This is a genomic window from Clostridium sp. (assembly GCF_036639235.1).
Classification (GTDB): domain Bacteria; phylum Bacillota; class Clostridia; order Clostridiales; family Caloramatoraceae; genus Clostridium_AB.
In genome coordinates this window covers 39,874-64,855 of record NZ_JAVWJB010000002.1, presented here as the reverse complement: position 1 = coordinate 64,855, position 24,982 = coordinate 39,874, and the positions used below count along the sequence as shown (strand labels likewise).

The following is a 24,982-nucleotide window of genomic DNA, read 5'->3' as shown; positions in this document are numbered from 1 at the left end:
GCAGTGGATAACTTTGATATATATAAAGATATATCCGAAAGAACTCAAGGAGACATATATATTGGTGTTGTAGGACCTGTTAGAACTGGAAAATCAACTTTTATAAGAAGATTTATGGACTTATTGGTAATTCCTAATATTGAAAACAGCCACAAGAAGGAAAGGGCAAAGGATACATTGCCACAAAGTGGTTCAGGTAAAACTATAACAACAGTTGAGCCTAAATTTGTTCCTAACGAGGAAGCTGTAGAAATTGTACTTACTGATAATGCTCGAATGAGGATTAGAATGGTTGACTGTGTTGGATACATGGTTAATGGTGCAACAGGACATATTGAAAATGATGAGTTAAGAATGGTTAAAACACCATGGTTTGAAGATGAAATACCATTTATTAAGGCTGCTGAAATAGGCACTAGAAAGGTTGTTTCAGAACATTCAACTATTGGACTTGTTGTAACTACAGATGGAAGTCTAACTGATATTCCAAGGGATAATTACTTAGAGGCTGAAGAAAAGGTTATTTCAGAACTTAAGGAGCTTAACAAGCCGTTTATAGTTCTTCTTAATTCACTTTCACCATATAGTAATGAAACTAAGGAACTTAAGGCATCTATGGAAGAAAAGTATGAGGTGCCTGTACAAATAGTAGATGCACTAAATATGAACATGGATGATATAACAGGAATTCTAGAAAAAATCCTATTTGAATTCCCAGTTAAAGAAATCGGTGTTAACTTACCTGAGTGGGTTGAGGCACTAGATAATTCACATTGGCTTAAGAAGAACTTTGTTCTTGCTATTAAATCATCAGTAGTAGGAATTGATAAGTTAAGAGATGTTAAGTTTGTTGCTAAGGGATATGAGGACCTAGATTTTATAGGAAATGTTAACTTCGACGAAATCAGATTAGGGGAAGGAAAAGCTACCCTTGATATGAAGGTTCAAGAGGGGCTATTCTTTAAGATTCTAGGTGAAATATCAGATAGTAAAATTGAAAGCGAGTTTGGTCTTCTTAACCTAATGAAGGACTTAACTGTTGCTAAGAAGGAATATGATAAAATATCAGATGCTCTTAGAGATGTTAGGGAAACAGGTTATGGAATTGTACCGCCTCAAATGGATGAATTAAGACTTGAGGATCCTGAACCTGTTAAACAGGGAAGTAGATGTGGACTTAAGCTTCGTGCATCCGCTCCATCACTACATTTAATTAGAACAAATGTAGAAACAGAGGTAACACCTATTGTTGGAATTGAAAAGCAGGGAGCAGATATTGTTAAGGCTTTACTTGAAGAGTATGAAACAGACCCTCAAAAGTTATGGCAGGCAAATATGTTTGGTAAGTCTTTAGAGGAACTTGTTAAGGAAGGTCTTCAAAGTAAGATTCAAAAAATGCCTGAGGATATTCAAGCAAAACTTCAAAGAACAATTCAAAGGATTGTTAACGACGGTAGTGGAAGCTTAATTTGTATAATATTATAAAATATAAAATAGTCTTGATTTAATCAAGGCTATTTTTATTTTCCAAAAAACCCTAAATTAATTAAAAAAACATAAAAGTTTTGTATTTTAGTGAAAAATCAAGTAAAATTATTAAATAAAGTATAAAATATTTGAAGGATTATATCTATCTTTGAAGAATACATAAGTTATGATGGAGGTAAGTGTATGCTTAGAAAAATTGGAATAAGAAATAGCTTGATATATCTATTTTGCATAGCAATTGTGTACGTTACCTTTATTTATAAGATGCCTGTAGAAACTGTAACAGCAACAATGACTAGTTATTATGATAAAGTAAGCTTTAAGGGAATGTATTTTGCTAAGGAGTATGTTCTCGAGGGAAGTGACAGTTTAACATTTAAAAGTGATGATGGTTATAGGGTTGCTAAGGGAGAGAAAATAACGAGCAGTTTAAAAAGTCCCGAGGCAGGGGTTCTTATTGGGAATGTTGATGGTTTTGAAAATAAGTATAACTTAAAAAATATAAAAAGTTTAAGTTTAACTGAATTGGATAAAATTATAGGATATACCCCTGGAAATAAGGGTATTAAGATAATAGACCCTGATAATGTATATATATATTCTTTTTTAAATAAAGATGGTAGTTTTAAAAAAGGTCAAGTATTTACCATTGAAATAGGTAATAAGAAGTTTAGGACTATAGTTGAAGATAGTATAAGTAGGAAGGAAGGAACATTCCTAATACTTAAGCTTATAGATGGACTAGATTTTAATAACTTTAAAAGAGGTTTTAATGGAAATATAATTAAGTCTGACTATAAGGGGTTTAAAATTCCATCCTCAGCAGTAAGAGTTGTAGAAAATGGATACAAGGTTCTTGTTAGAAAGTCAAATGGATATGTTGATGAGAAAAGTGTTAATGTTTTATATGATGATGGAGAATATGCTGTTGTAGTGCCAAAGAAAAATAGTACATTAAAGGAATACGATAATATAATTGTTAGCCCTAAAGCTTCCTTAAAAGAAGGGTCTAGGGTAAGGTAAGAGGTGATATAATGGACTTAATGAGTAACATTAATGAAGTATACAAAAACATTGAAAAGGCAGCAAAAGTATCAGGAAGGACACCTGAGGAGATAACTCTTATAGCAGTTAGCAAAACAAAACCTATTGAATTACTAAAAGAGGCATGGGAATGTAATATTAAGGTATTTGGAGAGAACAAGGTACAGGAGGTTATGGATAAATATGAAAATATACCAGATGCTTCTTGGCACTTTATTGGAAAGCTTCAAAAGAATAAGGTTAAGTATATAGTTGATAAGGTAGATCTTATTCACTCACTTGATAACATTTCCTTAGCAGAAGAAATTAATAAACGAGCTGATAAAAAGGGTATAGTAGTTAATACTCTTGTTCAGATAAATATTGGCGATGAAGCTACAAAGTCAGGTATACATAAGGATGAGTTAAATTCATTTATAGAAAAGGTTAAGGAATTTAACAATATAAAAATATGTGGACTTATGGCGATTCCCCCAAAGTGTAGTAAGGAAGAAGCTAGAAACTACTTTAAAGAGATGAGAAAATTATTTGACCACTTAAAATGCCTAGAAGACAATTCTATGGAAATGAAATATCTTTCAATGGGTATGACTGGTGACTATGAAGTGGCCATAGAAGAAGGGTCTAACATGGTTAGGGTAGGAACTGGAATCTTTGGAGAAAGGGATTACCTTAAGTAATAATTTAAGGAGGGTATAACTATGGAAAACAAAAATGGAATTTTTAAAAGAGTTATTAGTTCAATTGGGTTAAGCGAAGAGGACGATTACGACATGGACATGGAAGATACTCAAGATGAGTATGAGGAAGAAGTAAAACAAAAAAAATCTGATAAGAATGAAAGAAGAAAGCCAATGAATAATGATTTTGACGAAATAGATGCAATAAAAACAGCTGGTAAAGGTAAGGTAGTAAGTATTAACTCATCATCTTCACCAAAGGTTATCCTTAAAAAACCAAAGGAAATGGAAGATATGATGGAGGTTGTAGATGCTGTTAAATCTAAGAAAATAGCAGTAGTTAACCTACTAGATGTAGACCTGCCACTAGCACAAAGAATGATTGACTATATTGGAGGAGCATGTTACGCGATTAATGGTAAGTTTGCTCAAATATCACATCTTGTATATATACTTGTAGGAGAAAATGTGGACCTTACAAACTATATAAGAACTGAAGTGAATGGTCAACCAAGTGACGCTATTAATATAGTTGAAGAGTAGGAGGAATATAATTGATAATAATTATTAAGTTTCTATCTGTGGTGCAATGGTTAATAATAATTGATGCGCTTTTATCTTGGTTTATTATACCAAGAAGTAATGCTTTTTCTAGGGCAATTGGAATAGTAATAGATCCAATAGTAATGCCATTTAGAAAACTACAAGACAGATTTATGTCTTCAGCATTACCAATTGACTTATCACCAATTTTTGCAATTTTTGCATTAAATATCATACAAAGTATATTAAGAAGTTTTGCTTACTAAGTGTAGATTATGTTAACTATAGACGATAAGAATATAAATAGGCTTATGAATAGGTTCTCGGTTGAAAAGGATAGGGCAGTTATGCTTTATGGAAAACTGAGATTATCTAAGAAAACATGGGATGTTTTCTATACAGATTTTTTAACTCTTGCTGAACAAGAATTTATAAAGTATTTAGCATACGAAGAGTCAATGGAAGTTGACTTTTTATTCGATGAAGGATTTGAACGCAATATGGCAGGAGTTTCTCCATATGAGGCCACTTTAGAATATCCATGTAGGGTCTTGCAAATAATCGCAAATACAAAATTTGAAAAAGTAGGACATAGGGATTACCTAGGTTCTATATTAGCACTAGGGATTAAGAGAGAAAAAATAGGAGATATTATTGTATCTGATAGTGGTGCTATTGTATTAGCACATGAAGATGTTTCATCCTATATAGAAATTAATCTTACAAAAGTTAAAAATTCTGGGGTAAGAATAAAAGAAATTAGCCTTGAAAATCTTGACGTTAAGTCAGTAGTTTTAAAAGAAGAATCTGTTAATGTAACCTCTTTAAGATTAGATGCTGTTATTGCTTCTATGTATAACATTTCAAGAAGTAAGGCACAAACCCTTATAAAGGGGGGAGAAGTTAAGATAAATTCTGTTATAGCTATAGATGTTTCCAAAGTTCTTTCGGAAAATGATGTTATAACAGTTAGAGGATTCGGAAAGTCTAAGGTGGGACAAATTGTTGCTACCACTAAGAAAGAAAGGCTAATATTGACTATTTTTAAGTACACATAATTATTTGGAGGGGATTACTTTGGCAATAACACCTAATGAGATTAGCAATAAGGACTTTAAAAAAGGTTTTAGAGGATATGACATGGATGAGGTTGATACCTTCCTTGATGCTCTAAGAGAAGACTATGAGAAAATTTATAAGGCAAATGCAAACTATAAAGAGCAGATCATAGTTTTGAAGGAAAAAGTAGAACACTATTCTAACATGGAAAATACTCTACAAAACACTCTAGTTCTAGCTCAAAGTGCAGCTCAACAAGCAAAGGATAATTCAGAAAAAGAAGCAGATATTATTCTTCGTGAAGCAAAGAGGGAAGCACAGGAAATTATTAAAAAGGCTGAAGCAACAGTTAGTGAGATTAATAAGGAATATGAATTTATTAAGCAGCAGTTTAATTCCTTTAAGTCAAGATTTAAAGGGATGGTAGAAGCCCAGCTTGAAATTGTTGAAAAAATAGAAATTGAAACATCACTAAACAGAGAGCCTAAAAAAGAAAGAATCTCAAAGGAGAAGGTTGAGGCTAAAGTTATAGTTACCAAAGAAGAAAAAGAGTATCTTGAAAATAATAGTGCCGAAAAGGAAGTAGCAACAGATTGCACTATTAATATATCAGGTGAAATAGAGGCAATTAAAGCTTTAGAAACAAAAGATATACAAAATGGAAATAAGTCAAACGAAAAAGAAGTTAAAGTTGAAACAAGACCAAGTTATAAGAAAGACTATAAAAAGGACTACAGAAAAGACTATAAAAAGGATTATAGTAAGGGTAAGTATAACAATAAGAGAAATGAGAAACCACAGGCATAATTTTATTGACATACCTTTTTATTTGTAGTATATTAAGCATAAATATTGGAAAAACAATGATGAGGAAGAGTAAATAGCAGAAGATCTTGCAGAGAGTGGGGTGTGGTGAGAGCCCACAGATTCAACCTATTGAAAATCACCTTTTAGTTGCAGGCTGAAATTAAGTAAGCTGTGCCGGATTACTTGTCCGTTATCTACTGAAGTTATAAATTTGGGTGGTACCGCGAGCAGAATTTCGCCCCATGAGGGCGTGGTCTGCTCTTTTTTATTGCTCTGAAATTGTTTACTTAAGGAGGGAAATACATGGAAAACGAAAAGATGGATTATGGTAAAACACTTAATCTACCTAAAACAGACTTTGCCATGAAGGCAAATCTTCCACAAAGAGAACCGGTTATATTAGAAAAGTGGGAGAGCGAGAATCTATACAAGAAAGCACTTGAGAAGAATAAGAACAATGACTCATTTGTTCTTCACGATGGGCCTCCATACGCAAATGGAGATATACATTTAGGACATACTTTAAACAAGGTGCTTAAGGATATAATCAATAGATATAAGACAATGATGGGATTCTATACACCATATGTTCCAGGATGGGACACACATGGTCTTCCAATAGAGCTTATGGCTATTAAGAAGCTTGGAATTAAGAAGAATTCAATGAGTTCTGTTGAATTTAGACGTCAATGTAGAGATTATGCTTTAAGCCAAGTAGAAAGACAAAAGGCTCAATTTAAGAGACTTGGTATTATTGGAGACTTTGAAAATCCATACCTAACACTTAAGCCAGAGTTTGAAGCTAAGCAAATCGAAATTTTCGGTAAAATGGCTGAAAAAGGTTATATATACAAGGGACTTAAGCCAGTATATTGGTGTAGTTCTTGTGAAACTGCACTTGCAGAGGCAGAAGTTGAGTATGCAGATAAGACTTCAACATCAATTTATGTAAGATTTAACCTAAAGGAAGATAAGGGTGTATTCTCATCACTTAATATCGACCTATCAAAGGTTTACTATATTATATGGACAACAACTCCATGGACACTTCCTGCAAACCTTGGTATTGCATTAGGACCTGACTTTGAATACGTTCTTATTAAGGAAAAAGGTGCTTACTACGTTGTTGCTAAGGAACTGTTAAATTCAGTTAAGGAAGCTTTAAGCTTTGAAGAAGCAGAAGTTGTAGCTGAGTTTATGGGATCAGAACTTGATGGGCAAGTATGTGCACATCCATTTATGGATAGGGACTCTCTAGTTATTACAGGAGATCACGTAACACTAGAATCTGGTACTGGATGTGTTCATACAGCACCAGGACACGGTAAGGAAGACTTTGAAGTTGGACAAAAATACGACCTAGGTGTTGTTAACCCAGTTGATAACAGAGGAAGATTTACATCAGAAGCTGGAAAGTATGAAGGATTATCATACCAAGAAGGTAATGAGGCAATTCTTGAAGATATTAGAGAAAGTGGAGCACTACTTACTGATAATAAGATAAGCCACTCATACCCACATTGTTGGAGATGTAAAAAGCCAATTATATTCAGAGCTACAGAGCAGTGGTTTGCGTCAATTGACGGATTTAAGGATGCTGCACTTGAAGAAATTAAAAAGGTTCAATGGATACCAGAGTGGGGCGAGGAGAGAATCGCTAGCATGGTATCAGATAGAGCTGATTGGTGTATTTCTAGACAGAGAGTATGGGGAGTACCTATTCCAATATTCTACTGTGATAAGTGTAACAAAGAAATTATTAATAAAGATACTATTGCTAAAATATCATCAATATTCAGGGAAAAGGGTTCAGATGCATGGTTTGAAATGGATGCAAAGGATCTAGTTCCAGAGGGAACTGTATGCGAATGTGGATGCAGTGACTTTAGAAAAGAAATGGATATTATGGATGTTTGGTTCGACTCAGGTTCATCACACGCAGGCGTACTTGAAGCTAGAGAAGACCTTTCATGGCCAGCAGATTTATACCTTGAAGGAAATGATCAATATAGAGGATGGTTCCAGTCATCACTATTAACATCAGTTGCAGCTAAGGAACTTGCTCCTTATAAGGCTGTTATAACTCATGGTATGGTAGTTGACGGTGAAGGAAAGAAAATGTCTAAGTCACTAGGAAACGGAATTGATCCTATGGACGTTATTAAGGAAAATGGTGCTGACATACTAAGATTATGGGTTAGTTCAGCAGACTATAAGGGTGATGTTAGAATTTCTAAGGGTATACTTAAGCAGCTTGCTGAAGGATATAGAAAGATTAGAAATACTGCAAGATATATGATAGGTAACCTATCAGACTTTGACCCATCAACTGATAAGGTTGACTATAGTAACATGAATGAGCTTGATAAGTGGGCTATGCTTAAACTTCAAAAGCTTATAAAGGCTGTAACAGAATCATATGAGAATTATCAGTTCCATGCAGTTTACCATGATATACACAACTTCTGTGTAGTTGATATGAGTAACTTCTACCTTGATATTGTTAAGGATAGACTATATACAGAGAAAACAGATTCAACAGAAAGAAGAGCAGCTCAAACAGTTATGTATGAAGTTCTTAACGCTTTAGTTAAGATGATTGCTCCTGTTATGGCATTTACAGCTGAAGAAATCTGGGGATTTGTTAAGCAAGAAAGCTCAAATGTAGCAGATAGTGTACTACTTTCAAGCTGGCCAGCTGTATCAGACTTTAGTGATGATGCATTAGAAGCTAAGTGGGATAAGATGCTTGAAATTAGAGCAGAAGTTTCAAAAGCTCTTGAAATTGCAAGACGTGAAAAGGTTATAGGAAACTCACTAAACGCTAAGGTATATATTAAGGCTGAAGGAGAAGTTTATGACTTCTTAAACAGCATGAGAGATTACTTAGAAACTGTATTTATAGTTTCACAGTTAGAGCTTTCAAATAATGCAGATCTTTCATCAGAGAAGACTTATAACTCAGAGGAAATTAAGGGTCTATCAGTTCTAGTAGAGCAGGCTCCAGGTGAAAAATGTGAAAGATGTTGGATCTTTAGCAAAACAATTGGAGAGAATAAGGACCATCCAACTTTATGTGCTAGATGTGCATCAGTTGTAGAATAATAATATAAATATTTAGACTTTAATATTTGTTTTTTAAAATATCAAATTAGGTAGCATTGCTACCTAATTTTTTTATGGAAAAAACATGCTTATTTACTTTGAAGTCTATTTAAGCTATAATTACAACTGGATTTATGTTTAGAATTAGTAGGCATTGCGATAAAATCACAATAAAGGGTTTATAATTTACAAGCGAGAAGGGTTACGGTGATATAATGGCACTTGATATAATATCTAAGAAAAAAGACAACGCTGCTGATGGTCCATTAATTATAGCAGGACCTTGTACAGTTGAAAATTTTGAAGTTATGGATAAGTCAGCAAAGCTTTTAAGTGAACTTGGCGTTAAGTATATAAGAGGTGGAGCTTTTAAGCCAAGAACTTCACCATATAGTTTTCAAGGACTTGGTAGGGATGGTCTTGATATACTTAAGGAAATTAAAGAAAAATACTCACTTAAGATAGTGTCTGAAATTATGGATGCTAGGGATGTTGAGTATGCACTTGATATAGTTGATGTTATTCAAATAGGTTCAAGAAATATGTACAATTATACTTTACTTAAAGAAGTCGGTAAGGTTAAAAATACAATTCTTCTTAAAAGAGGTATTTCAGCAACACTTGATGAGTGGCTTAACGCAGCTGAATATATTGCACTTGAAGGTAATGAAGATATAATTATGTGTGAAAGAGGAATTAGAACCTTTGAAACATATACGAGAAATACACTAGATTTAAGCTGTATTCCAGCAATTAAAGAGAAAACAGGACTTAAGGTTATAATTGACCCAAGTCATGGTACTGGGGTTAGAAATATGGTTAATCCGATGAGTAGGGCATCAATTGCAGCAGGTGCAGATGGATTAATTATAGAGATGCATCCAAATCCTAGTGAAGCTGTATGTGACGGAGAACAATCAGTAAATTTAGAGCAGTTTACAGATATATATAATGACGTTGTTAAGCTGTATAATTTTATAAGAGACTAAAAATTACGACCTATGGAATAATATATATTCTACGGGTCTTTTTTTCACTTATATTTAGTAATAAGCTGCTAAGAATATAATAGGAGGAAATTAATAATGACATCTAAAAACAAAAAACGATTTAAATCTCTTAAAAAAAATAATCCAAGTAAGGAAAAGAGTAAATCTAATACTAAGGAAGAGACCACCCTTGATGAGAAAATTAAATTAATAGAAAAAGTATCAGATCATTTTGTACGTGCAAGGGTTGCAGATTATGTTGACTTAATGCAAAGGCCACGTAAAATGATTATGATGAACTTTTTAGCAGGTGTTGCAAGGGGACTTGGATTTGCAGTTGGATTTACAATACTAGGAGCTATTTTAATCTTTATTCTTCAAAAGATGTTAGTTCTAAATCTTCCTATTGTAAGTGATCTTATAGCAGATATGATTGAATTAATACAGCTTAAACTAAGATAGGAGTTGACGTTATGATTCATAAAGGTGATCTAAAGGCAATACTTCAGGAATCCATGGAAGAAAGTGAAAAAACTATTACTTCCTTAAAAGGGAGTTTGGTAAATTCTACTAATAAGGGATTATCAACCTCAAATTCTCAGGTTACAAACCATCCAGCAGATATTGGAACTGAGCTTTTTGAAAAGGAACTAGATATGGCGCTTATTAATAATGAAAAAGATATTAAAGAAAAGATTACAAGTGCTATTAACAGGGTTGAAAGTGGAGATTATGAAAAATGTAGTCAGTGTAGTAATATGATTGAGGGAGAAAGACTTGAAGTTCTTCCTTATACAGATGTTTGTGCATCATGTGCAAAAAGTAATTCTATGCCAGATTATGAGGTGCGTAGTGACTATATTAATGAAAAGGCATTAGAGAACTTTTATGATATGTATAGTGATCTTGAGGAAAGTGGTTCGTATGAATCGGAAGAAAACCTAATCAACCTTCAATCACCGGATTGCATTGCATCAGGATGTGTAGAAAAGGTTGAGGAAATTAGTAATGAGCAATATAGAAGTCAGTTTTAAAAGAGGCTAATGCCTCTTTTTTATATTCCTAAAAACCTATATGTATTATATTTTACTTGAAACCATATACTTAGTAATATATTATTTAATAGTAATATAATTAAAGGTGGGGATAATATGTTTAATGCCCTTATGATTTTTATTTTAGTACTTTTAGATCAGGGTTCTAAGTATTTAGCTAATGTAACCCTTAAAGGTCAAAGTGATATAGTATTAGTAAAGGGTCTTTTTTCACTTACATATTTAGAAAATAGAGGAGCTGCTTTTGGTATGTTCCAAAATAATAAATTTATATTAGTAGGACTTACTTCTCTTGTAATTATAGGACTTATAATTTTCCTGTATAAAGAAAAGAGACTTACTAAGACATTAAAAATATCTATTATTTTAATTATTGGTGGTGCTATTGGTAATTTAATAGACAGGGTATTTTTAGGATATGTTATTGATTATTTTCATTTTTATATAACAGATATATTTGATTGGCCAGTATTTAATATAGCAGATATTTGTGTTGTTATAGGTACGGGATTAATGGCTATTTCAATTTTATTCGCAAAGGATGAGTAGGAGGATATATGGATAATATTAATGAGTTTTTACTTGAGGATAGTGATATTGGAACTAGAATAGATGTATACTTAAGTAATAAAATGGATTCAACAAGAAGTCAGATTCAAAAACTAATAGAAGAGGAATATATTAAAGTTAATGAGGTGAAAACCAAGAGCAATTATAAGCTTCGTAAAGGTGACGTTGTTACTACATTCGAAAAGGAACCTGAGGTTTTAGAGGTTACCCCTGAAAATATTCCTATAGAAATAATATACGAGGATAATGATATTGTAGTTGTTAATAAGCATAGAGGCATGGTTGTACATCCTGCACCAGGAAACTATACAGGAACCCTTGTAAATGCTCTTTTATACCACTGTAAAAACCTTTCAAGTATTAATGGAGTAATAAGACCAGGTATAGTTCATAGAATTGATAAGGATACAACTGGAGTGCTTGTTGTAGCTAAAAATGACGCTGCACACCAAAGTTTATCGAATCAAATTAAGGATCATACTGTTACAAGATGTTATACTGCATTAACAGAGGGAGTTATAAAGACAGAGGGTGGTACAGTAGATCAGCCTATTGGAAGACATGGTGTAGACAGAAAAAAAATGTGTATTACAGAGAAAAATTCACGTCATGCAATAACACATTATAGTGTAATTGAAAGATTTAGTAGGAATACTTTAATCGAGGCAAGACTTGAAACTGGTAGAACACATCAGATTAGAGTACACATGGCACATTTAGGATTTCCACTTGTTGGGGACCCTGTTTATGGATATAAGAAACAAAAGTTTTCAATTGGAGGTCAGGCATTACATGCTAAAAAGCTTGGCTTTATTCACCCATCAACTGGTGAGTATGTAGAGTTTGAAGCTGAATTACCTGCTGACTTTATAAAAATTCTAAAAGTATTAAAAAACGCTTGATAATATATTACAAATGTAATATAATTAATTTTAGATGAGAACCTTTAAGTTGGTCCAGTGAGGCTGTAAGGAGTAATTATTTATAATAGGTATATACTAACTTCTTGCAGTTCGCAAGAAGTTTTTTTTGTTCTCAAGGAGGTATTTATGAAAGTAAAGGCACAGCTACTTGACGAAAAAAGTATAAACAGAGCACTTGTTAGAGTATCACATGAGATAATCGAAAAAAACAAGGGTGTTGAAGATATTATACTTGTAGGAATTAAAACAAGAGGTGTACCACTTGCTGAAAGAATTGCAAGCTATATTGAGAAGTTTGAAGGTACAAGAGTTCCAATAGGAACATTAGATATTACTTTATATAGAGATGACCTTACAGAGAAAGATTACATACCAAAGGTTAACGACAGTAGTATGCCAATATCAATAGATAACAAAATTGTTATACTTGTTGATGATGTGTTATACACTGGAAGAACAGTTAGATCAGCACTAGATGCTATAATAGATATAGGAAGACCAAAATGTGTACAGCTAGCTATATTAATAGATAGGGGGCATAGGGAACTTCCAATTAGAGCTGACTATGTAGGTAAAAATGTTCCAACATCAATCGAAGAAATCGTAAAGGTTGAATTAAGCGATACGGATGGAGAGGACAAGGTTACAATAGGCGAAAATGAATAATCTTTTAAATTAGTCCTGTGAGACTAATAAAGAAGGGGGAAAATGAATTATGTATCAAGTAAAAGAAGAAATCAAAAAGGACTACGTAGACGTAGGGGAAAAGCTACCATTTATTAAGGCATTCCCACTAAGCCTTCAACACATGTTTGCAATGTTTGGAGCATCAGTTTTAGTACCAATTATATTTGGAATTGACCCAGGAATAGTACTTTTATTTAACGGTATTGGAACACTTTTATACATTGCAATTACTAAGGCAGGTATTCCTTCATACCTTGGTTCAAGTTTTGCGTTCTTAGCACCAGCTGGGGCGATTATAACTACTCAAGGTTACGATTATGCACTAGGTGGATTTATTGCAACAGGTGCAGTATTTACTTTAGTAGGATTTATTGTTAAGAAGACAGGTACAAATTGGATTAACGTATTATTCCCACCTGCAGCTATGGGAGCTATCCTTGCTGTAATGGGGTTAGAGCTTGCACCAACAGCTGCTAACATGGCTGGATGGATAGCAACACCGGAAGCACCAATTAACATGAATAGTGTTATTATTTCAGTAACAACACTTTCAGTTGCAGTACTAGGTTCAATGATGTTTAGAGGTTTCATGAAAGTTATACCAGTTCTTATATCAGTAGTAGTTGGATATGCAGTTGCATATGGACTTGGAGAAGTAAGTTTTGAATTAGTTGCCAAGGCTTCATGGTTTGCATTCCCAGAGATTGTAACACCTAAGTTTAGCATGGTTGCAATAATAACTATACTACCAGCGGTATTCGTACTACTAGCAGAACATATTGGACACCTTGTAGTTACAAGTAACTTAGTTGGAAGAAAGCTTGAAGAGAACCCAGGACTTCATAGATCACTTATGGGAGACGGTATCTCAACAATGATTTCAGGATTCTTTGGATCAGTCCCAACAACAACATACGGTGAAAACATTGGAGTTATGTCAATAACTAGAGTTTACAGTGTATGGGTTATTGGAGGAGCAGGGGCTCTATCAATACTATTATCAGTATGTGGTAAGCTTTCAGCTTTAATAAGAACGATACCTCAACCAGTAATGGGAGGAATTTGTATACTACTATTTGGTTCAATAGCAGTTGCAGGTCTTAGAGTACTAGTAGAACAAGCTGTTGACTACTCAAAGTCAAAGAATCTAATTCTTACAGCAGTAGTTATGTCAATAGGACTAAGTGGAGTACATGTTAATGTTGGAGTTCCTCTAGCAGGAATGGGACTAGCTACAATAGTTGCTATCTCAATCAACATAATATTCCTAATCCTAGAGAAGTTTAAGTTAACAAACGAATAATATAAAGTATAAAGCCCTAAGGATTTCCTTAGGGCTTATTTTATTTATCAAGTTTTGTCAATGTATTAACCTTATTTTCATCAGGTGTAATATAAATAGTTTTATTAGTTGAGTATATAACCATTCCAGGCTTGCTTCCTGATGGTTTTTTAACGTTTTTACGCTCTGTATAATCAACTGGTACGTTAGTTGAGTTTTTACCCTTACTATGGAAGGCAGCAAGATTTGCAGCTTCAACTATAGCATCATCTGATATTTTTCCAGATTTAGATTTAATAATAACATGGGACCCTGGTATATCCTTAGTGTGAAGCCATATATCACTAGACACTGCAAACTTAGTTGTTAAATAATCATTTTGATGATTGTTTTTACCTACATATATATCGAATCCATCACTTGATACATAGTGATATGGAAGGGATTTTTTACTGTTTTTATGTGTTTTACCCTTCTTCTTAATATAGGATAGGTTAATAAGCTCCATTTTAATCTCCTCAAGGGTTTCAACATCCCTTGCATTCTCTACATTGTATAGAGTGTTTTCTAGGTAAATAGACTCATCCTCAGCCTCTATAAGCTGACTCTCTACCGTATCAATTGTACTTTTTTCCTTTGCATATCTTTTGTAGTACTTCTGAGCATTTTGGTTAACAGATAATGACTCGTCAAGTGGTATCGTAATATCAGAAAAATTTTCATCATAAAAATTCTGTAAAGTTACGCTTTTAAGACCATCACTTAATGAATATTGGTTAGCCATTAATATATCTCCATATACCTTGTATAAATCATGGTTACTACATTCAATTAGCTTTTCCTTGTGTATTTGTATCTTTTTAAGATTTCTATCGTATAAATTAGAAACTAATTTAAATAAATCGCTATATTTTTGTTTTAGAGAGTTTTTAAGATCTCTTTGTCCATAGAAATTATCTAAAAGTTTAGATGGAGAATCATATCCTATACTAGAAAGACCCTCAAATGACTTTAAAGGAAGACAGTAAAAATCGTTCATAATATCATCCTTATAATATATCTTATAGGAAAAGTCATGGCTTTTAGTTTTAGCTATATAATAGAAAAAGTTAGAACATATATTTTCTCTTTCATCCTTTAAAAGTTCAATAGTCTTTTTATTTTTAATATCTCCTGCAATATCATCGCTAAATTTTTTACAAATACCTAGGAAGGAATTCATAATAGATTTTGTAATAGGTTCAAGATCATGCCTGTTAATACATGAATCAAACTCCATAGCATTAATATTTAATGGGCTTATTTTATCAGATGTAGGAGGAGATATATATTCAAATCCCGGTAAAACGGTTCTATATCTACTAGTTTCTGATGTTATATGTTTAATAGAATCAATTATTTTGTTTTCGCTATTAATTAGTATTATGCTACTATGTTTGCCCATTATTTCAATAATTAAATTATAGTTAATAGGGTAGCCAAGTTCATCTTTACCCTCAAGTGAAAAGTTAACTATTCTATCAAAGTTAACCTGGTCAACACTAAGCACACGTGCACCTGTTAAATGCTTTCTAAGAACCATACAAAATCCAGGTGGTACTAGTGGGTTATCCTTATCATTTTCTGTTATATGTACTCTTGGGAAAGATGGGTTAGATGTTAATAATACTTTGTTTGTTTTTCTATCTTTTCTAATGTATAAAATAATCTCATCCTTGGTTGGTTGGTGAATCTTATCAATTCTGCCATCTATAAGGGATGAAAGTTCATTTACAATACTATTAGTAAAAAATCCGTCAAAGGGCATTGTACTACCTCCGTTACTTGTTGTTAGTTTATTTTATTTAAGTTATAGTAATATAATAATATAAATTGCGCAACATAGAAATCATAAATTAAATATAGTTAGGAGATTGTTATGAAATTTTCAAAAATGCATGGACTTGGAAATGACTTTATAATAATTGAAAACAATGATTTGCATGGGGATGAACTATCAAAGATTGCATTAACTGTGTGTAATAGAAATTTTTCAGTTGGGGCAGATGGACTTTTAGTAGTTAGAAAGTCAACCTCTGCAGATGTTAGAATGGATATTATAAATGCAGATGGTAGTTATGCTGCAATGTGTGGAAACGGTATAAGATGTTTTTGTAAGTATGTATATGACAAGGGAATAGTTAAAAAACCTATAATAAATGTAGAAACAGGTGCAGGGATACTTACAGCATATATTGATATTGTAGATAATTCTGCAGGTGCTATTAAGATTAATATGGGCAACTATTCACTTAATAAAGAAGAAGTAGGATTTTTATTAGAGGATGATATAGAAGACTATACTGTAATAATAGATAATAAGGAGTATAGGGTAACTACTATGCTACTTGGTGTACCCCACACTATTGTATATGTTGATAACATTCAAGAGGATGAAGTTATAAGGGTAGGAAGTCAAATTGAGAAACTACCTATATATAAGGATGGTACTAACGTTAACTTTGTAAGAATTATAGATGAGGATAATATTGAGGTTAGAACCTTTGAAAGAGGGGCAGGTATTACATATGCATGTGGAACAGGGGTAAGTGCAAGTGTAGTATGTGGAATACTGAAAAACAAAAATTCAAATATAGTCAATGCTAAGGTTTATGCAGGGATAATTAGGATAGAATATATAGAGGGAAATATATATATGTCAGGACCTGCACAGTTTATTTGTGATGGGGAGTTTTATTTCTAAAATAAAACTTTAAAAATCATGTGTAATTATGTATAATTAGAAGGAAAACGCTTTAAAGTAGAGAAAAATAAACAAAACAGCTGAAAAAGCAAATTTAAATAAATAAGTCGGTAGGTGAAGAGATTGATAAAAAGTATGACGGGGTACGGAAGAGGAACTAATGAATTAGAAGGACTTAGCTTTAATGTTGAACTTAAATCAGTAAATAATAGATATTTAGATATTAACATTAGACTGCCAAGAGCTATTAATTCTCTTGAAGATAGAATCAGAAAAGAAATATCTTCAAAGGTATCAAGAGGTAAAGTAGATGTTTTTATAACATTTGAAAACAAATCAGAAAGTAACGTTAACATTAATGTTGACGAAAATATGGCTAATGCATATTTTAGTGCATATTCTCACCTAAAGAGCTTATTAAATATAGAAGAAAATATATCATTATCATTAATTTCTAGAGCTCCAGATGTTATTAATGTAGAAAAAGAAGAAGAGGACCTTGATAAAATATGGGGTGTTCTTAAAACTGCATTAAATGAAGCTTTAACTATGTTCCTTAGCATGAGAGAAGCAGAGGGAAGTAAGCTTTGTGATGATGTACTTTCAAGATGTGACTTTATACTTGATATGATCGAAAAGGTTGAAGAAAGATCACCAAGTGTTGTTGCAGAATATAGAGAGAAGATAACTCAAAGACTAAATGATTTTCTTGGAGAAGTTGAAATTGATCAAGTTAGACTTTTAAACGAGGTAGCATTCTTCTCAGATAAATGTAGTATTGCAGAGGAAACAGTAAGACTTAGAAGTCATATTGTTCAGCTTAAGTCTTCACTTGAAGTTGTTGATGAGTCAGTTGGAAGAAAGTTAGACTTTTTAATTCAAGAGATGAATAGAGAAACTAATACTATAGGATCTAAGGCAAATGATCTTACTATAACAAGAGTTGTTGTTGATATAAAGAGTGAAATAGAAAAAATCAGAGAACAGATTCAAAACATAGAATAAGGGGGAAGTAAAATGTCTATAAAACTTATAAACATAGGATTTGGTAATATTGTTTCAGCTAATAGAATAGTTGCAATAGTAAGCCCAGAGTCAGCTCCTATAAAGAGAATTATTCAAGAGGCAAGGGATAGAGGAATGCTTATTGATGCTACATATGGAAGAAGAACTAGAGCAGTTGTTATAACTGATAGTGACCATATTATATTATCAGCTGTTCAGCCAGAAACAGTAGCTCACAGACTTGTTGTTAAGGATGCAGAGCCTGAGCAAGATGAAAGTGATGAATAATTATAATAGATAGGGTGAATAACATGAGAAAAGGTATACTTGTTGTACTTTCAGGACCTTCAGGAACAGGAAAGGGAACTATATGTAAAGAGCTTCTTAGCAAAAATAAAACATTAAAGATTTCCATTTCATGTACTACAAGATCTCCAAGGGAAGGTGAAGTAGATGGAGTTAACTACTTCTTTACAAGTGAAGATAAATTTAAAAGCATGGTAAGTGAGAATAAGTTCTTAGAACATGCTAATGTATATGGGAATTTTTACGGAACACCTAGAGAGTATGTTGAAAAAACTTTAGAAATGGGTTATGATGTACTTTTGGAGATAGATACTCAGGGTGCCCTTAATGTAAAGGACACTTTTAAAGATGGAGTATTTATTTTTGTTCTTCCACCATCACTTGCAGAGCTTAAAAGCAGGATTGTAGGTAGAGGAACAGAAACAGAAGAAACTCTTAATAAGAGATTTGGTGCTGCTGCTAGTGAAATTAAACTTGCAACAAAGTACCACTATGGAGTTATTAATGACACTGTAGATAATGCTGTTAGTGTTATAGAAGGTATAATACGAGCAGAAAAGTGTAAAATAGATAGAATAATAGATGATTTAGATGTATTTCAGGAGGTTAAATAGTTATGAGTAATTCAATGATTAATCCACCAATTATCGATCTTTTAGACAAGGTTGGAAACAGATATTCACTAGTTGTAGTTGCGGCTAAAAGAGCTAGAAACATTATTGATGGAGAAGAACCAAACGTACAAGTACCATCAAATAAGCCAGTTACTATTGCAGTTGCTGAAATTAATCAAGGAAAGATTGAGTTCGAATCACTAAAAGAAGGTATTAAGTAGTACATGACAAGGAAGAAAACTGTTGTATTAGGTGTTACAGGTGGAATTGCTGTTTACAAGTCACTTGATATTGTAAGCAGACTTAAAAAAAAGGGTATTGATGTGTTTGTTATTATGACAAAATCAGCCCAGGAGTTTGTTACAGAACTTAGTTTTAGATCCTTAAGCCTTAACCCTGTTACGACTGATATGTTTGAGACGCCTTCAAGCTTTGATGTTGAACATATATCACTAGCACAAAGAGCAGACGTTTTTCTAGTTGCACCTGCAACTGCAAACATAATCGGTAAGGTTGCAAATGGAATAGCGGATGATATGTTATCAACCACTATTATGGCAACAACAGCACCTGTTGTATTTGTACCAGCTATGAATACTAATATGTATCTTAATAAGATAAATCAGCGTAATATTAGTATACTTAAGGAATATGGATATAATTTTATAGATCCTATAAGTGGAAGACTTGCTTGTGGAGATGTTGGCATTGGTAAAATGGAATCTCCAGAGGTTATAGTTGAATACGTTGAATCACTGCTTACTGAAAAGGATTACAGTGGTAAAAACCTTCTTATAACGGCAGGTCCTACAAGTGAAAATATAGACCCTGTTCGCCATATTACGAATAAGTCATCTGGCAAAATGGGATATGCACTTGCAAGAGCTGCCAGAAATAGAGGTGCAAATGTAACTTTAATTACAGGTAAAACCTCCATTGAAAAGCCTAATTTTATTAATATTGTTGAGGTGTTTTCAGCTAAGGAGATGCATGATAAGGTTATGGATAACCTAGAAAGTGCGGATATAGTAATTAAGGCTGCGGCTGTTTCAGATTATAGACTAGAGAGAGAGTCTACTCAGAAGATTAAAAAATCCTCTAACGAGTTAACCCTTAATCTTATAAAGAATAAGGACATTCTTAAGTCGATTTCAAATAAAAAGGGTAATAGGATAATAGTAGGCTTTGCAGCTGAAACAGAGAATCTAATTGAGAATGCAAAGAAGAAGATACAATCTAAAAACCTTGATATGATAATTGCTAATGATGTTTCAAGAAATGACTCAGGGTTTAATGTTGATACTAATAAGGTAACAATTATAACAAGGGATAGTATAGAAGAACTTGATACTAAGTCAAAGGATGAGGTTTCCAATGATATTTTAGATAGAATACTTAAAATTAAGCGCTAATAGCGCTTTTTTTCTATATATGGGAGGTGATTAATATAATTGCATCGGTAATAGTATCGAATTCATCACGTGAAGTTGATAGGGAATTTGACTATAAGATACCTGAAAGTCTAGAGGATCTTGTTAAGGTAGGAAGCTTAGTTATAATACCATTTGGTCTTTACAATAATTACATAGAAGGAATTGTTGTTGATATTAAGGAAATCTCACAGTATGATCTATCAAAGGTTAAATATATTGCAGATGTATTACATAGTGACTTGTCATTAAGTGAAAAGGATATTAATCTTGCTAAATATATAAGAAACTACTATTTATCAACCCTTAGCGATGCATTAAATTTAATGCTTCCACCTAGAAAGAATATTAAGCAGGATATTTATATAAAATATATATCTAAAGTAGATGGAATTACTAAGACAGAAGATAATATTTTAGATTATCTTAATGAAGTAGGTGAAGTAACTCTTGAAAAACTTAATAAGGACTTAAATAGTAAGGTGAAATTTTCTCAAATAGCATCACTTCAAAAAAGAGGGGCACTAGGATATAGGAAAGACTTTACTAAACTTAAAAATGAAAAAGAAGAGTATGTTTACTATATAGACAATGAATGCCTATGTAGAGAATTTATTAATACATCATCAAGTAGGGCTAAAAAGCAGATTCTGCTTGTGAAAGATTTACTAGAAAATATTAATAAGCCATATACACTAGGCGAGATAAAAGAAGAATTTAATACATCGGATAGTGTAATTAAATCATTAGTAGAAAAGGGAATTATTAATAAAAGCCTTAGAAGGGTTTTTAGACTGGCATATAATAGAGAGTTTACCTACGATAGGGTAACACTTACTGAGGATCAGGAAAGGGTAATAAACTCTGTAGTTTCAAGTTATATGGGAAGTAGAAATACTACTCTTTTATATGGAGTAACCTCAAGTGGAAAAACAGAAGTTTATCTAAATCTTGTTGAAAGGTTTTTAAAGGAAGGATACTCAAGTATAATACTAGTACCTGAAATTTCACTAACGCCACAAACAGTTGAGAGATTTAAGGGGAGATTTAAGGATGTAGTAGCAATTCTTCATAGTAGATTATCTGATGGCGAAAGATTTGATGAATACATGAAGATAAAGTCAGGTAAAGCTAGGGTTATAATAGGTGCTAGAAGTGCAATATTTGCACCTGCAAAGGACTTAAAGCTTATAATAGTTGATGAGGAACATGAAAGTGCTTATAAGTCAGAGTCTAGTCCAAGATATAATGCTAAAAATATTGCAAAGTATAGGGCAGATATTGAGGGAGGATTACTACTACTTTCATCTGCTACTCCTTCTGTAGAATCATTTTATAAGGCTAAAATAGGGGAATATAACCTTGAAGTTATGGATAAGAGATATAACCAAAGGGAAATGCCAAGTGTTACTATAGCAGATATGAAGGAAGAACTTATGATGGGTAATAGATCTATATTTAGTAGGAAGTTATATTCTAGCATAGGAAATTCCCTAGAAAGTAACAATCAGGTAATACTATTTTTAAATAGACGTGGTCATTCAACATTCGTATCATGTAGAAAATGTGGTTATGTATGTGAGTGTGATAATTGTAGTGTTACATTAACATACCACCATAAGGCTAGGATGCTTAAGTGCCATCATTGTAGTCGTGAATACAGGGTTCCAACTATTTGTCCTAAATGTCAAAGTAAATATATTAAGTATTTTGGAGTAGGTACCCAGAGAATAGAAGAAGAAACTAAAAAGCATTTTAAAGATTCAAGTATTTGTAGAATGGACAGTGATACAACAAGTAAAAAGGGATCGTACGATATTATTTATAGTGATTTTAAAAATAAAAAGTATAATATATTAGTTGGAACCCAAATGATATCTAAGGGAATGGACTTTAAGGATGTAACAACAGTTGGGGTAATTTCAGCTGATATAAGCTTAAACTCACCAGACTTTAGAGCAGCAGAGAGGACATTTCAGCTTCTAACCCAGGTTTCAGGTAGATGTGGACGAGGAGATGAAATAGGTGAAGTTGTAGTACAAACATATACTCCGGATCACTTTAGCATTAGATGTGCAAAGGATCATGACTTTATAACTTTTTATAATGAGGAAATTAAAATAAGACAAATGCTTAATTATCCACCATTTACAAGGCTTATACATATTGTAGTTACATCTATTAATGAGAATCTTTTGAAAGAAACTTGTTTAATTCTTAAGGATGAAATAAAAAGTTTAATAAGTGGAGTAGGTGTATTAATAGGACCTTCACCATGTATTATATATAAAATCAAAGATAGATATAGATATCACTTTATAATTAAAGGTGATATTGGTGGTAGTAAGATAAAGGTGCTTGATTTACTTCAAAAAAACGTGCAAAATAAAGATATAAGCTTTATGATAGATGTAGACCCCTATACATTAACTTAAGGAGGAAAGAATTATGGCATTAAGAGAGATTAGAAAAATAGGCGATGATGTTTTAAAGAAAAAGTGTAGAAAAGTAGAGGTTTTCGATAAAAAACTTGAAACTCTTATAGAAGATATGATAGATACTATGTATGAAGCAGAGGGTGTTGGACTTGCTGCACCACAAATTGGTGTATTAAAGCAGGTTGTTGTTATAGATATTGGTGATGAGAATGGAGTATATGTTCTTATTAATCCAGAGATAATAGATCAAAAGGGAAGCCAAATAGACGACGAGGGGTGCTTAAGCATTCCAGGTGTTTTTGATAAGGTAGAAAGACCAAATGTAGTTACAGTTAGATTCCAAAACATTAAGGGAGACCATTATGAATTAACAGGGGAAGAATTCCTTGCAAGAGCAATTTGTCATGAAGTTGACCACCTTAATGGAACACTATTTGTAGAAAGGGTATCAAAGTAAGGTATATTAGATTATGAATATAGTTTTTATGGGAACACCAGACTATGCAGCACACTCACTAAGTAGCATAGTAGATAAGCATAACGTATCTTTAGTAATTACTCAACCTGACAAGCCAAAGGGAAGAGGTCAAAAGATGCAGTTTACTCCTGTAAAGGAGGTTGCGGTTAAGCATAATATTAAGGTTTTACAGCCAAACCGCATAAAAAACGAACCAGAAGTTATAGAAGAGATTAAAGCTCATAATCCAGATGTAATTGTAGTAGTTGCCTATGGACAAATATTATCTAAGGAAATACTAGATATTCCAAAGTACGGATGTATTAATGTTCATGCATCAATACTTCCAAGTTTAAGAGGAGCAGCTCCTATAAACTGGACTATTATTAATGGTGATAAGGTAACTGGAGTTACTATAATGCAAATGGATGTAGGTCTTGACACAGGTGATATGCTTTTAAAGAAGGAAATTCAAATTCTTGAAGAGGAAACAGCAGGTGAACTTCACGATAGATTAATGATTCTAGGTGGAGAGGCACTGTCGGAGGTCCTTCCTTTAATTGAAAGTGGAAATATTACCCCTGAAAAACAAGATGATAGCCTTTCAAGTTATGCACATATGATGAAAAAAGACTTAGGTCATGTTAACTGGGATAATGATGTAGATGTTATATATAATTTGATTAGGGGAGTTATTCCATGGCCAGGTGCCTACACTTATTATGGAGAAGATACACTAAAAATTTGGTCTGCATGTAAGTGTGAAGGAAATAACTTAAAGAGTCCTGGTGAAGTTCTAAAAGCTTCAAAGGAAGGAATTGTAGTAAACTGCAAAAATGGAGCTATTCTTATTAAAGAGCTTCAAAAAGTTGGGGGAAAAAGACTAGATGCACAAAGTTTCTTAAATGGTAATACGTTGGCTTTAGGAGAAGTACTGAAGTAAGAGGTGAATGTATATGATATTTGATCCAACTTATATTATTATTGTACCAGCACTACTGCTTAGTTTATATGCACAGTTTAAGGTACAATCAACATTTAGTAAATATCTAAATATCCCATCTAAAATGGGAGAAACAGGATTTACTGTTGCAAGAAAATTATTAGACTCTAAAGGGTTATATTCTATTCAAGTAGAAGTAACAAGGGGAAGGTTATCTGACCACTATGATCCGATAAGCAGAGTAATTAGGTTATCTGAGGATGTTTACTATGGTAATAGTATTTCATCTATAAGCGTTGCAGCCCATGAAACAGGCCATGCTATTCAGCATGCTGAGGGGTACTCACCACTAATGTTACGCCATAGATTATTTAAGGTAGCAAATATAGGGTCTAATCTTTCATGGGTGTTTATTATACTTGGGATTTTATTTACAGCATCTAATTTAATACTACTTGGTATAATATTCTTTACAGGTGCGGTGGCATTTCAAGTTATAACTCTTCCAGTAGAATTTAATGCAAGTGCAAGGGCACTTAAACTACTTGAAAGTAATCATATTTTATATTCTGATGAAATTGGTAGTGCTAAAAGTGTTCTAGGAGCAGCAGCTTTAACATATGTTGCAGCAGCATTAACCTCTATATTAGAACTTGCAAGATTAATACTTATATATAATAGAAGTAATGATTAACTGTTGAGGGTAAAGCTTTTAAGTTTTACCCTCATATTAGTTTTATGTATTAATTTTATAGTCAAATGAAAGAATAAAATATATAATATTTTTTAGGTATATTTTTATATATAATAAAAC

Annotated in this window: 26 protein-coding genes and 1 other annotated feature; of the genes, 25 read left to right on the top strand and 1 reads right to left on the bottom strand. The window is 32.8% G+C overall.

Annotation, left to right across the window (positions count from 1 at the left end; all coding sequences use genetic code 11):
• The first annotated feature begins 3 nt into the window (after positions 1–3).
• The 15 genes from spoIVA (at position 4) to uraA (ending at position 14,253) form a co-directional block, all read left to right on the top strand.
• Positions 4–1,485 (top strand): stage IV sporulation protein A, encoded by a 1,482-nt coding sequence (spoIVA, locus tag RR539_RS01100; protein ID WP_332472998.1) that lies wholly within the window; start codon positions 4–6, stop codon positions 1,483–1,485.
• 186 nt (positions 1,486–1,671) lie between these two features.
• Positions 1,672–2,511, top strand: coding sequence for an HlyD family efflux transporter periplasmic adaptor subunit (locus tag RR539_RS01095; RefSeq protein ID WP_332483331.1), 840 nt, complete (start codon positions 1,672–1,674; stop codon positions 2,509–2,511).
• A gap of 11 nt (positions 2,512–2,522) precedes the next feature.
• A complete protein-coding gene (locus tag RR539_RS01090) occupies positions 2,523–3,212 on the top strand; it encodes a YggS family pyridoxal phosphate-dependent enzyme (RefSeq protein ID WP_332473000.1) in 690 nt (229 codons plus the stop codon).
• A gap of 21 nt (positions 3,213–3,233) precedes the next feature.
• Entirely contained in the window at positions 3,234–3,755 is a 522-nt protein-coding gene (locus RR539_RS01085) for a cell division protein SepF (protein ID WP_332473001.1), read from the top strand.
• Positions 3,756–3,793: 38 nt separating this feature from the next.
• Positions 3,794–4,021 (top strand): YggT family protein, encoded by a 228-nt coding sequence (locus tag RR539_RS10880; RefSeq protein WP_442878378.1) that lies wholly within the window; start codon positions 3,794–3,796, stop codon positions 4,019–4,021.
• Positions 4,022–4,030: 9 nt separating this feature from the next.
• Entirely contained in the window at positions 4,031–4,813 is a 783-nt protein-coding gene (locus tag RR539_RS01075; RefSeq protein WP_332473003.1) for a YlmH family RNA-binding protein, read from the top strand.
• 19 nt (positions 4,814–4,832) lie between these two features.
• A complete protein-coding gene (locus RR539_RS01070) occupies positions 4,833–5,621 on the top strand; it encodes a DivIVA domain-containing protein (RefSeq protein WP_332473004.1) in 789 nt (262 codons plus the stop codon).
• Positions 5,622–5,668: 47 nt separating this feature from the next.
• Positions 5,669–5,867, top strand: a binding site (T-box leader).
• 72 nt (positions 5,868–5,939) lie between these two features.
• Positions 5,940–8,726 carry an isoleucine--tRNA ligase gene (gene ileS, locus RR539_RS01065; protein ID WP_332473051.1) on the top strand — a complete coding sequence of 929 codons (2,787 nt, stop codon included), beginning with the start codon at positions 5,940–5,942 and terminating at the stop codon, positions 8,724–8,726.
• 215 nt (positions 8,727–8,941) lie between these two features.
• Positions 8,942–9,715 carry a 3-deoxy-7-phosphoheptulonate synthase gene (gene aroF, locus RR539_RS01060; protein WP_332473005.1) on the top strand — a complete coding sequence of 258 codons (774 nt, stop codon included), beginning with the start codon at positions 8,942–8,944 and terminating at the stop codon, positions 9,713–9,715.
• A 96-nt stretch (positions 9,716–9,811) separates the two neighbouring features.
• On the top strand, positions 9,812–10,177 hold the full coding sequence (locus tag RR539_RS01055) for a DUF5665 domain-containing protein (protein WP_332473006.1): 366 nt from the start codon (positions 9,812–9,814) through the stop codon (positions 10,175–10,177).
• An 11-nt stretch (positions 10,178–10,188) separates the two neighbouring features.
• The gene (locus RR539_RS01050; protein WP_332473007.1) at positions 10,189–10,749 is read left to right on the top strand and encodes a TraR/DksA family transcriptional regulator; all 561 of its coding nucleotides are present in this window, start codon (positions 10,189–10,191) and stop codon (positions 10,747–10,749) included.
• A gap of 117 nt (positions 10,750–10,866) precedes the next feature.
• Positions 10,867–11,319: a signal peptidase II gene (gene lspA, locus RR539_RS01045; RefSeq protein ID WP_332473008.1), complete on the top strand. Its 453-nt coding sequence runs from the start codon at positions 10,867–10,869 to the stop codon at positions 11,317–11,319.
• 8 nt (positions 11,320–11,327) lie between these two features.
• Positions 11,328–12,242: an RluA family pseudouridine synthase gene (locus RR539_RS01040; protein ID WP_332473009.1), complete on the top strand. Its 915-nt coding sequence runs from the start codon at positions 11,328–11,330 to the stop codon at positions 12,240–12,242.
• A gap of 147 nt (positions 12,243–12,389) precedes the next feature.
• Entirely contained in the window at positions 12,390–12,929 is a 540-nt protein-coding gene (pyrR, locus tag RR539_RS01035; protein ID WP_332473010.1) for a bifunctional pyr operon transcriptional regulator/uracil phosphoribosyltransferase PyrR, read from the top strand.
• A gap of 49 nt (positions 12,930–12,978) precedes the next feature.
• Positions 12,979–14,253: a uracil permease gene (uraA, locus tag RR539_RS01030; RefSeq protein ID WP_332473011.1), complete on the top strand. Its 1,275-nt coding sequence runs from the start codon at positions 12,979–12,981 to the stop codon at positions 14,251–14,253.
• Positions 14,254–14,293: 40 nt separating this feature from the next.
• On the opposite strand, the gene RR539_RS01025 is transcribed toward uraA, so the two are convergent.
• Positions 14,294–16,039: an Rqc2 family fibronectin-binding protein gene (locus RR539_RS01025; protein WP_332473012.1), complete on the bottom strand. Its 1,746-nt coding sequence runs from the start codon at positions 16,037–16,039 to the stop codon at positions 14,294–14,296.
• A 111-nt stretch (positions 16,040–16,150) separates the two neighbouring features.
• On the opposite strand from RR539_RS01025, the gene dapF reads away from it, so the two are divergent.
• The 10 genes from dapF to RR539_RS00975 all read left to right on the top strand — a co-directional run bounded on the left by dapF (position 16,151) and on the right by RR539_RS00975 (position 24,862).
• On the top strand, positions 16,151–16,975 hold the full coding sequence (dapF, locus tag RR539_RS01020; protein WP_332473013.1) for a diaminopimelate epimerase: 825 nt from the start codon (positions 16,151–16,153) through the stop codon (positions 16,973–16,975).
• Positions 16,976–17,098: 123 nt separating this feature from the next.
• Positions 17,099–17,980: a YicC/YloC family endoribonuclease gene (locus RR539_RS01015; RefSeq protein WP_442878377.1), complete on the top strand. Its 882-nt coding sequence runs from the start codon at positions 17,099–17,101 to the stop codon at positions 17,978–17,980.
• Positions 17,981–17,992: 12 nt separating this feature from the next.
• Positions 17,993–18,268 (top strand): extracellular matrix/biofilm regulator RemA, encoded by a 276-nt coding sequence (gene remA, locus RR539_RS01010; RefSeq protein WP_332473015.1) that lies wholly within the window; start codon positions 17,993–17,995, stop codon positions 18,266–18,268.
• 14 nt (positions 18,269–18,282) lie between these two features.
• Positions 18,283–18,900 carry a guanylate kinase gene (gene gmk, locus RR539_RS01005; RefSeq protein WP_442878376.1) on the top strand — a complete coding sequence of 206 codons (618 nt, stop codon included), beginning with the start codon at positions 18,283–18,285 and terminating at the stop codon, positions 18,898–18,900.
• 2 nt (positions 18,901–18,902) lie between these two features.
• On the top strand, positions 18,903–19,121 hold the full coding sequence (gene rpoZ / locus RR539_RS01000; protein WP_332473017.1) for a DNA-directed RNA polymerase subunit omega: 219 nt from the start codon (positions 18,903–18,905) through the stop codon (positions 19,119–19,121).
• A gap of 3 nt (positions 19,122–19,124) precedes the next feature.
• On the top strand, positions 19,125–20,312 hold the full coding sequence (gene coaBC, locus RR539_RS00995) for a bifunctional phosphopantothenoylcysteine decarboxylase/phosphopantothenate--cysteine ligase CoaBC (RefSeq protein WP_332473018.1): 1,188 nt from the start codon (positions 19,125–19,127) through the stop codon (positions 20,310–20,312).
• Between the two features lie 26 nt (positions 20,313–20,338).
• A complete protein-coding gene (gene priA, locus RR539_RS00990; RefSeq protein ID WP_332500163.1) occupies positions 20,339–22,765 on the top strand; it encodes a primosomal protein N' in 2,427 nt (808 codons plus the stop codon).
• Between the two features lie 13 nt (positions 22,766–22,778).
• A complete protein-coding gene (gene def / locus RR539_RS00985) occupies positions 22,779–23,225 on the top strand; it encodes a peptide deformylase (protein WP_332473020.1) in 447 nt (148 codons plus the stop codon).
• A gap of 13 nt (positions 23,226–23,238) precedes the next feature.
• The gene (fmt, locus tag RR539_RS00980; RefSeq protein ID WP_332473021.1) at positions 23,239–24,168 is read left to right on the top strand and encodes a methionyl-tRNA formyltransferase; all 930 of its coding nucleotides are present in this window, start codon (positions 23,239–23,241) and stop codon (positions 24,166–24,168) included.
• Positions 24,169–24,175: 7 nt separating this feature from the next.
• Entirely contained in the window at positions 24,176–24,862 is a 687-nt protein-coding gene (locus RR539_RS00975; RefSeq protein ID WP_332473022.1) for a zinc metallopeptidase, read from the top strand.
• Positions 24,863–24,982: the final 120 nt, after the last annotated feature.

Coding starts and splice junctions, on each gene's coding strand:
- uraA (WP_332473011.1), top strand. CDS start 12,979: ATGTATCAAGTAAAAGAAGAAATCAAAAAGGACTACGTAGACGTAGGG.
- remA (WP_332473015.1), top strand. CDS start 17,993: ATGTCTATAAAACTTATAAACATAGGATTTGGTAATATTGTTTCAGCT.
- def (WP_332473020.1), top strand. CDS start 22,779: ATGGCATTAAGAGAGATTAGAAAAATAGGCGATGATGTTTTAAAGAAA.
- ileS (WP_332473051.1), top strand. CDS start 5,940: ATGGATTATGGTAAAACACTTAATCTACCTAAAACAGACTTTGCCATG.
- RR539_RS01050 (WP_332473007.1), top strand. CDS start 10,189: ATGATTCATAAAGGTGATCTAAAGGCAATACTTCAGGAATCCATGGAA.
- RR539_RS01085 (WP_332473001.1), top strand. CDS start 3,234: ATGGAAAACAAAAATGGAATTTTTAAAAGAGTTATTAGTTCAATTGGG.
- lspA (WP_332473008.1), top strand. CDS start 10,867: ATGTTTAATGCCCTTATGATTTTTATTTTAGTACTTTTAGATCAGGGT.
- fmt (WP_332473021.1), top strand. CDS start 23,239: ATGAATATAGTTTTTATGGGAACACCAGACTATGCAGCACACTCACTA.
- aroF (WP_332473005.1), top strand. CDS start 8,942: ATGGCACTTGATATAATATCTAAGAAAAAAGACAACGCTGCTGATGGT.
- coaBC (WP_332473018.1), top strand. CDS start 19,125: ATGACAAGGAAGAAAACTGTTGTATTAGGTGTTACAGGTGGAATTGCT.
- rpoZ (WP_332473017.1), top strand. CDS start 18,903: ATGAGTAATTCAATGATTAATCCACCAATTATCGATCTTTTAGACAAG.
- RR539_RS01095 (WP_332483331.1), top strand. CDS start 1,672: ATGCTTAGAAAAATTGGAATAAGAAATAGCTTGATATATCTATTTTGC.
- RR539_RS00975 (WP_332473022.1), top strand. CDS start 24,176: ATGTATATGATATTTGATCCAACTTATATTATTATTGTACCAGCACTA.
- RR539_RS01090 (WP_332473000.1), top strand. CDS start 2,523: ATGGACTTAATGAGTAACATTAATGAAGTATACAAAAACATTGAAAAG.
- pyrR (WP_332473010.1), top strand. CDS start 12,390: ATGAAAGTAAAGGCACAGCTACTTGACGAAAAAAGTATAAACAGAGCA.
- dapF (WP_332473013.1), top strand. CDS start 16,151: ATGAAATTTTCAAAAATGCATGGACTTGGAAATGACTTTATAATAATT.
- RR539_RS01055 (WP_332473006.1), top strand. CDS start 9,812: ATGACATCTAAAAACAAAAAACGATTTAAATCTCTTAAAAAAAATAAT.
- RR539_RS01025 (WP_332473012.1), bottom strand. CDS start 16,039: ATGCCCTTTGACGGATTTTTTACTAATAGTATTGTAAATGAACTTTCA.
- RR539_RS01040 (WP_332473009.1), top strand. CDS start 11,328: ATGGATAATATTAATGAGTTTTTACTTGAGGATAGTGATATTGGAACT.
- RR539_RS01075 (WP_332473003.1), top strand. CDS start 4,031: ATGTTAACTATAGACGATAAGAATATAAATAGGCTTATGAATAGGTTC.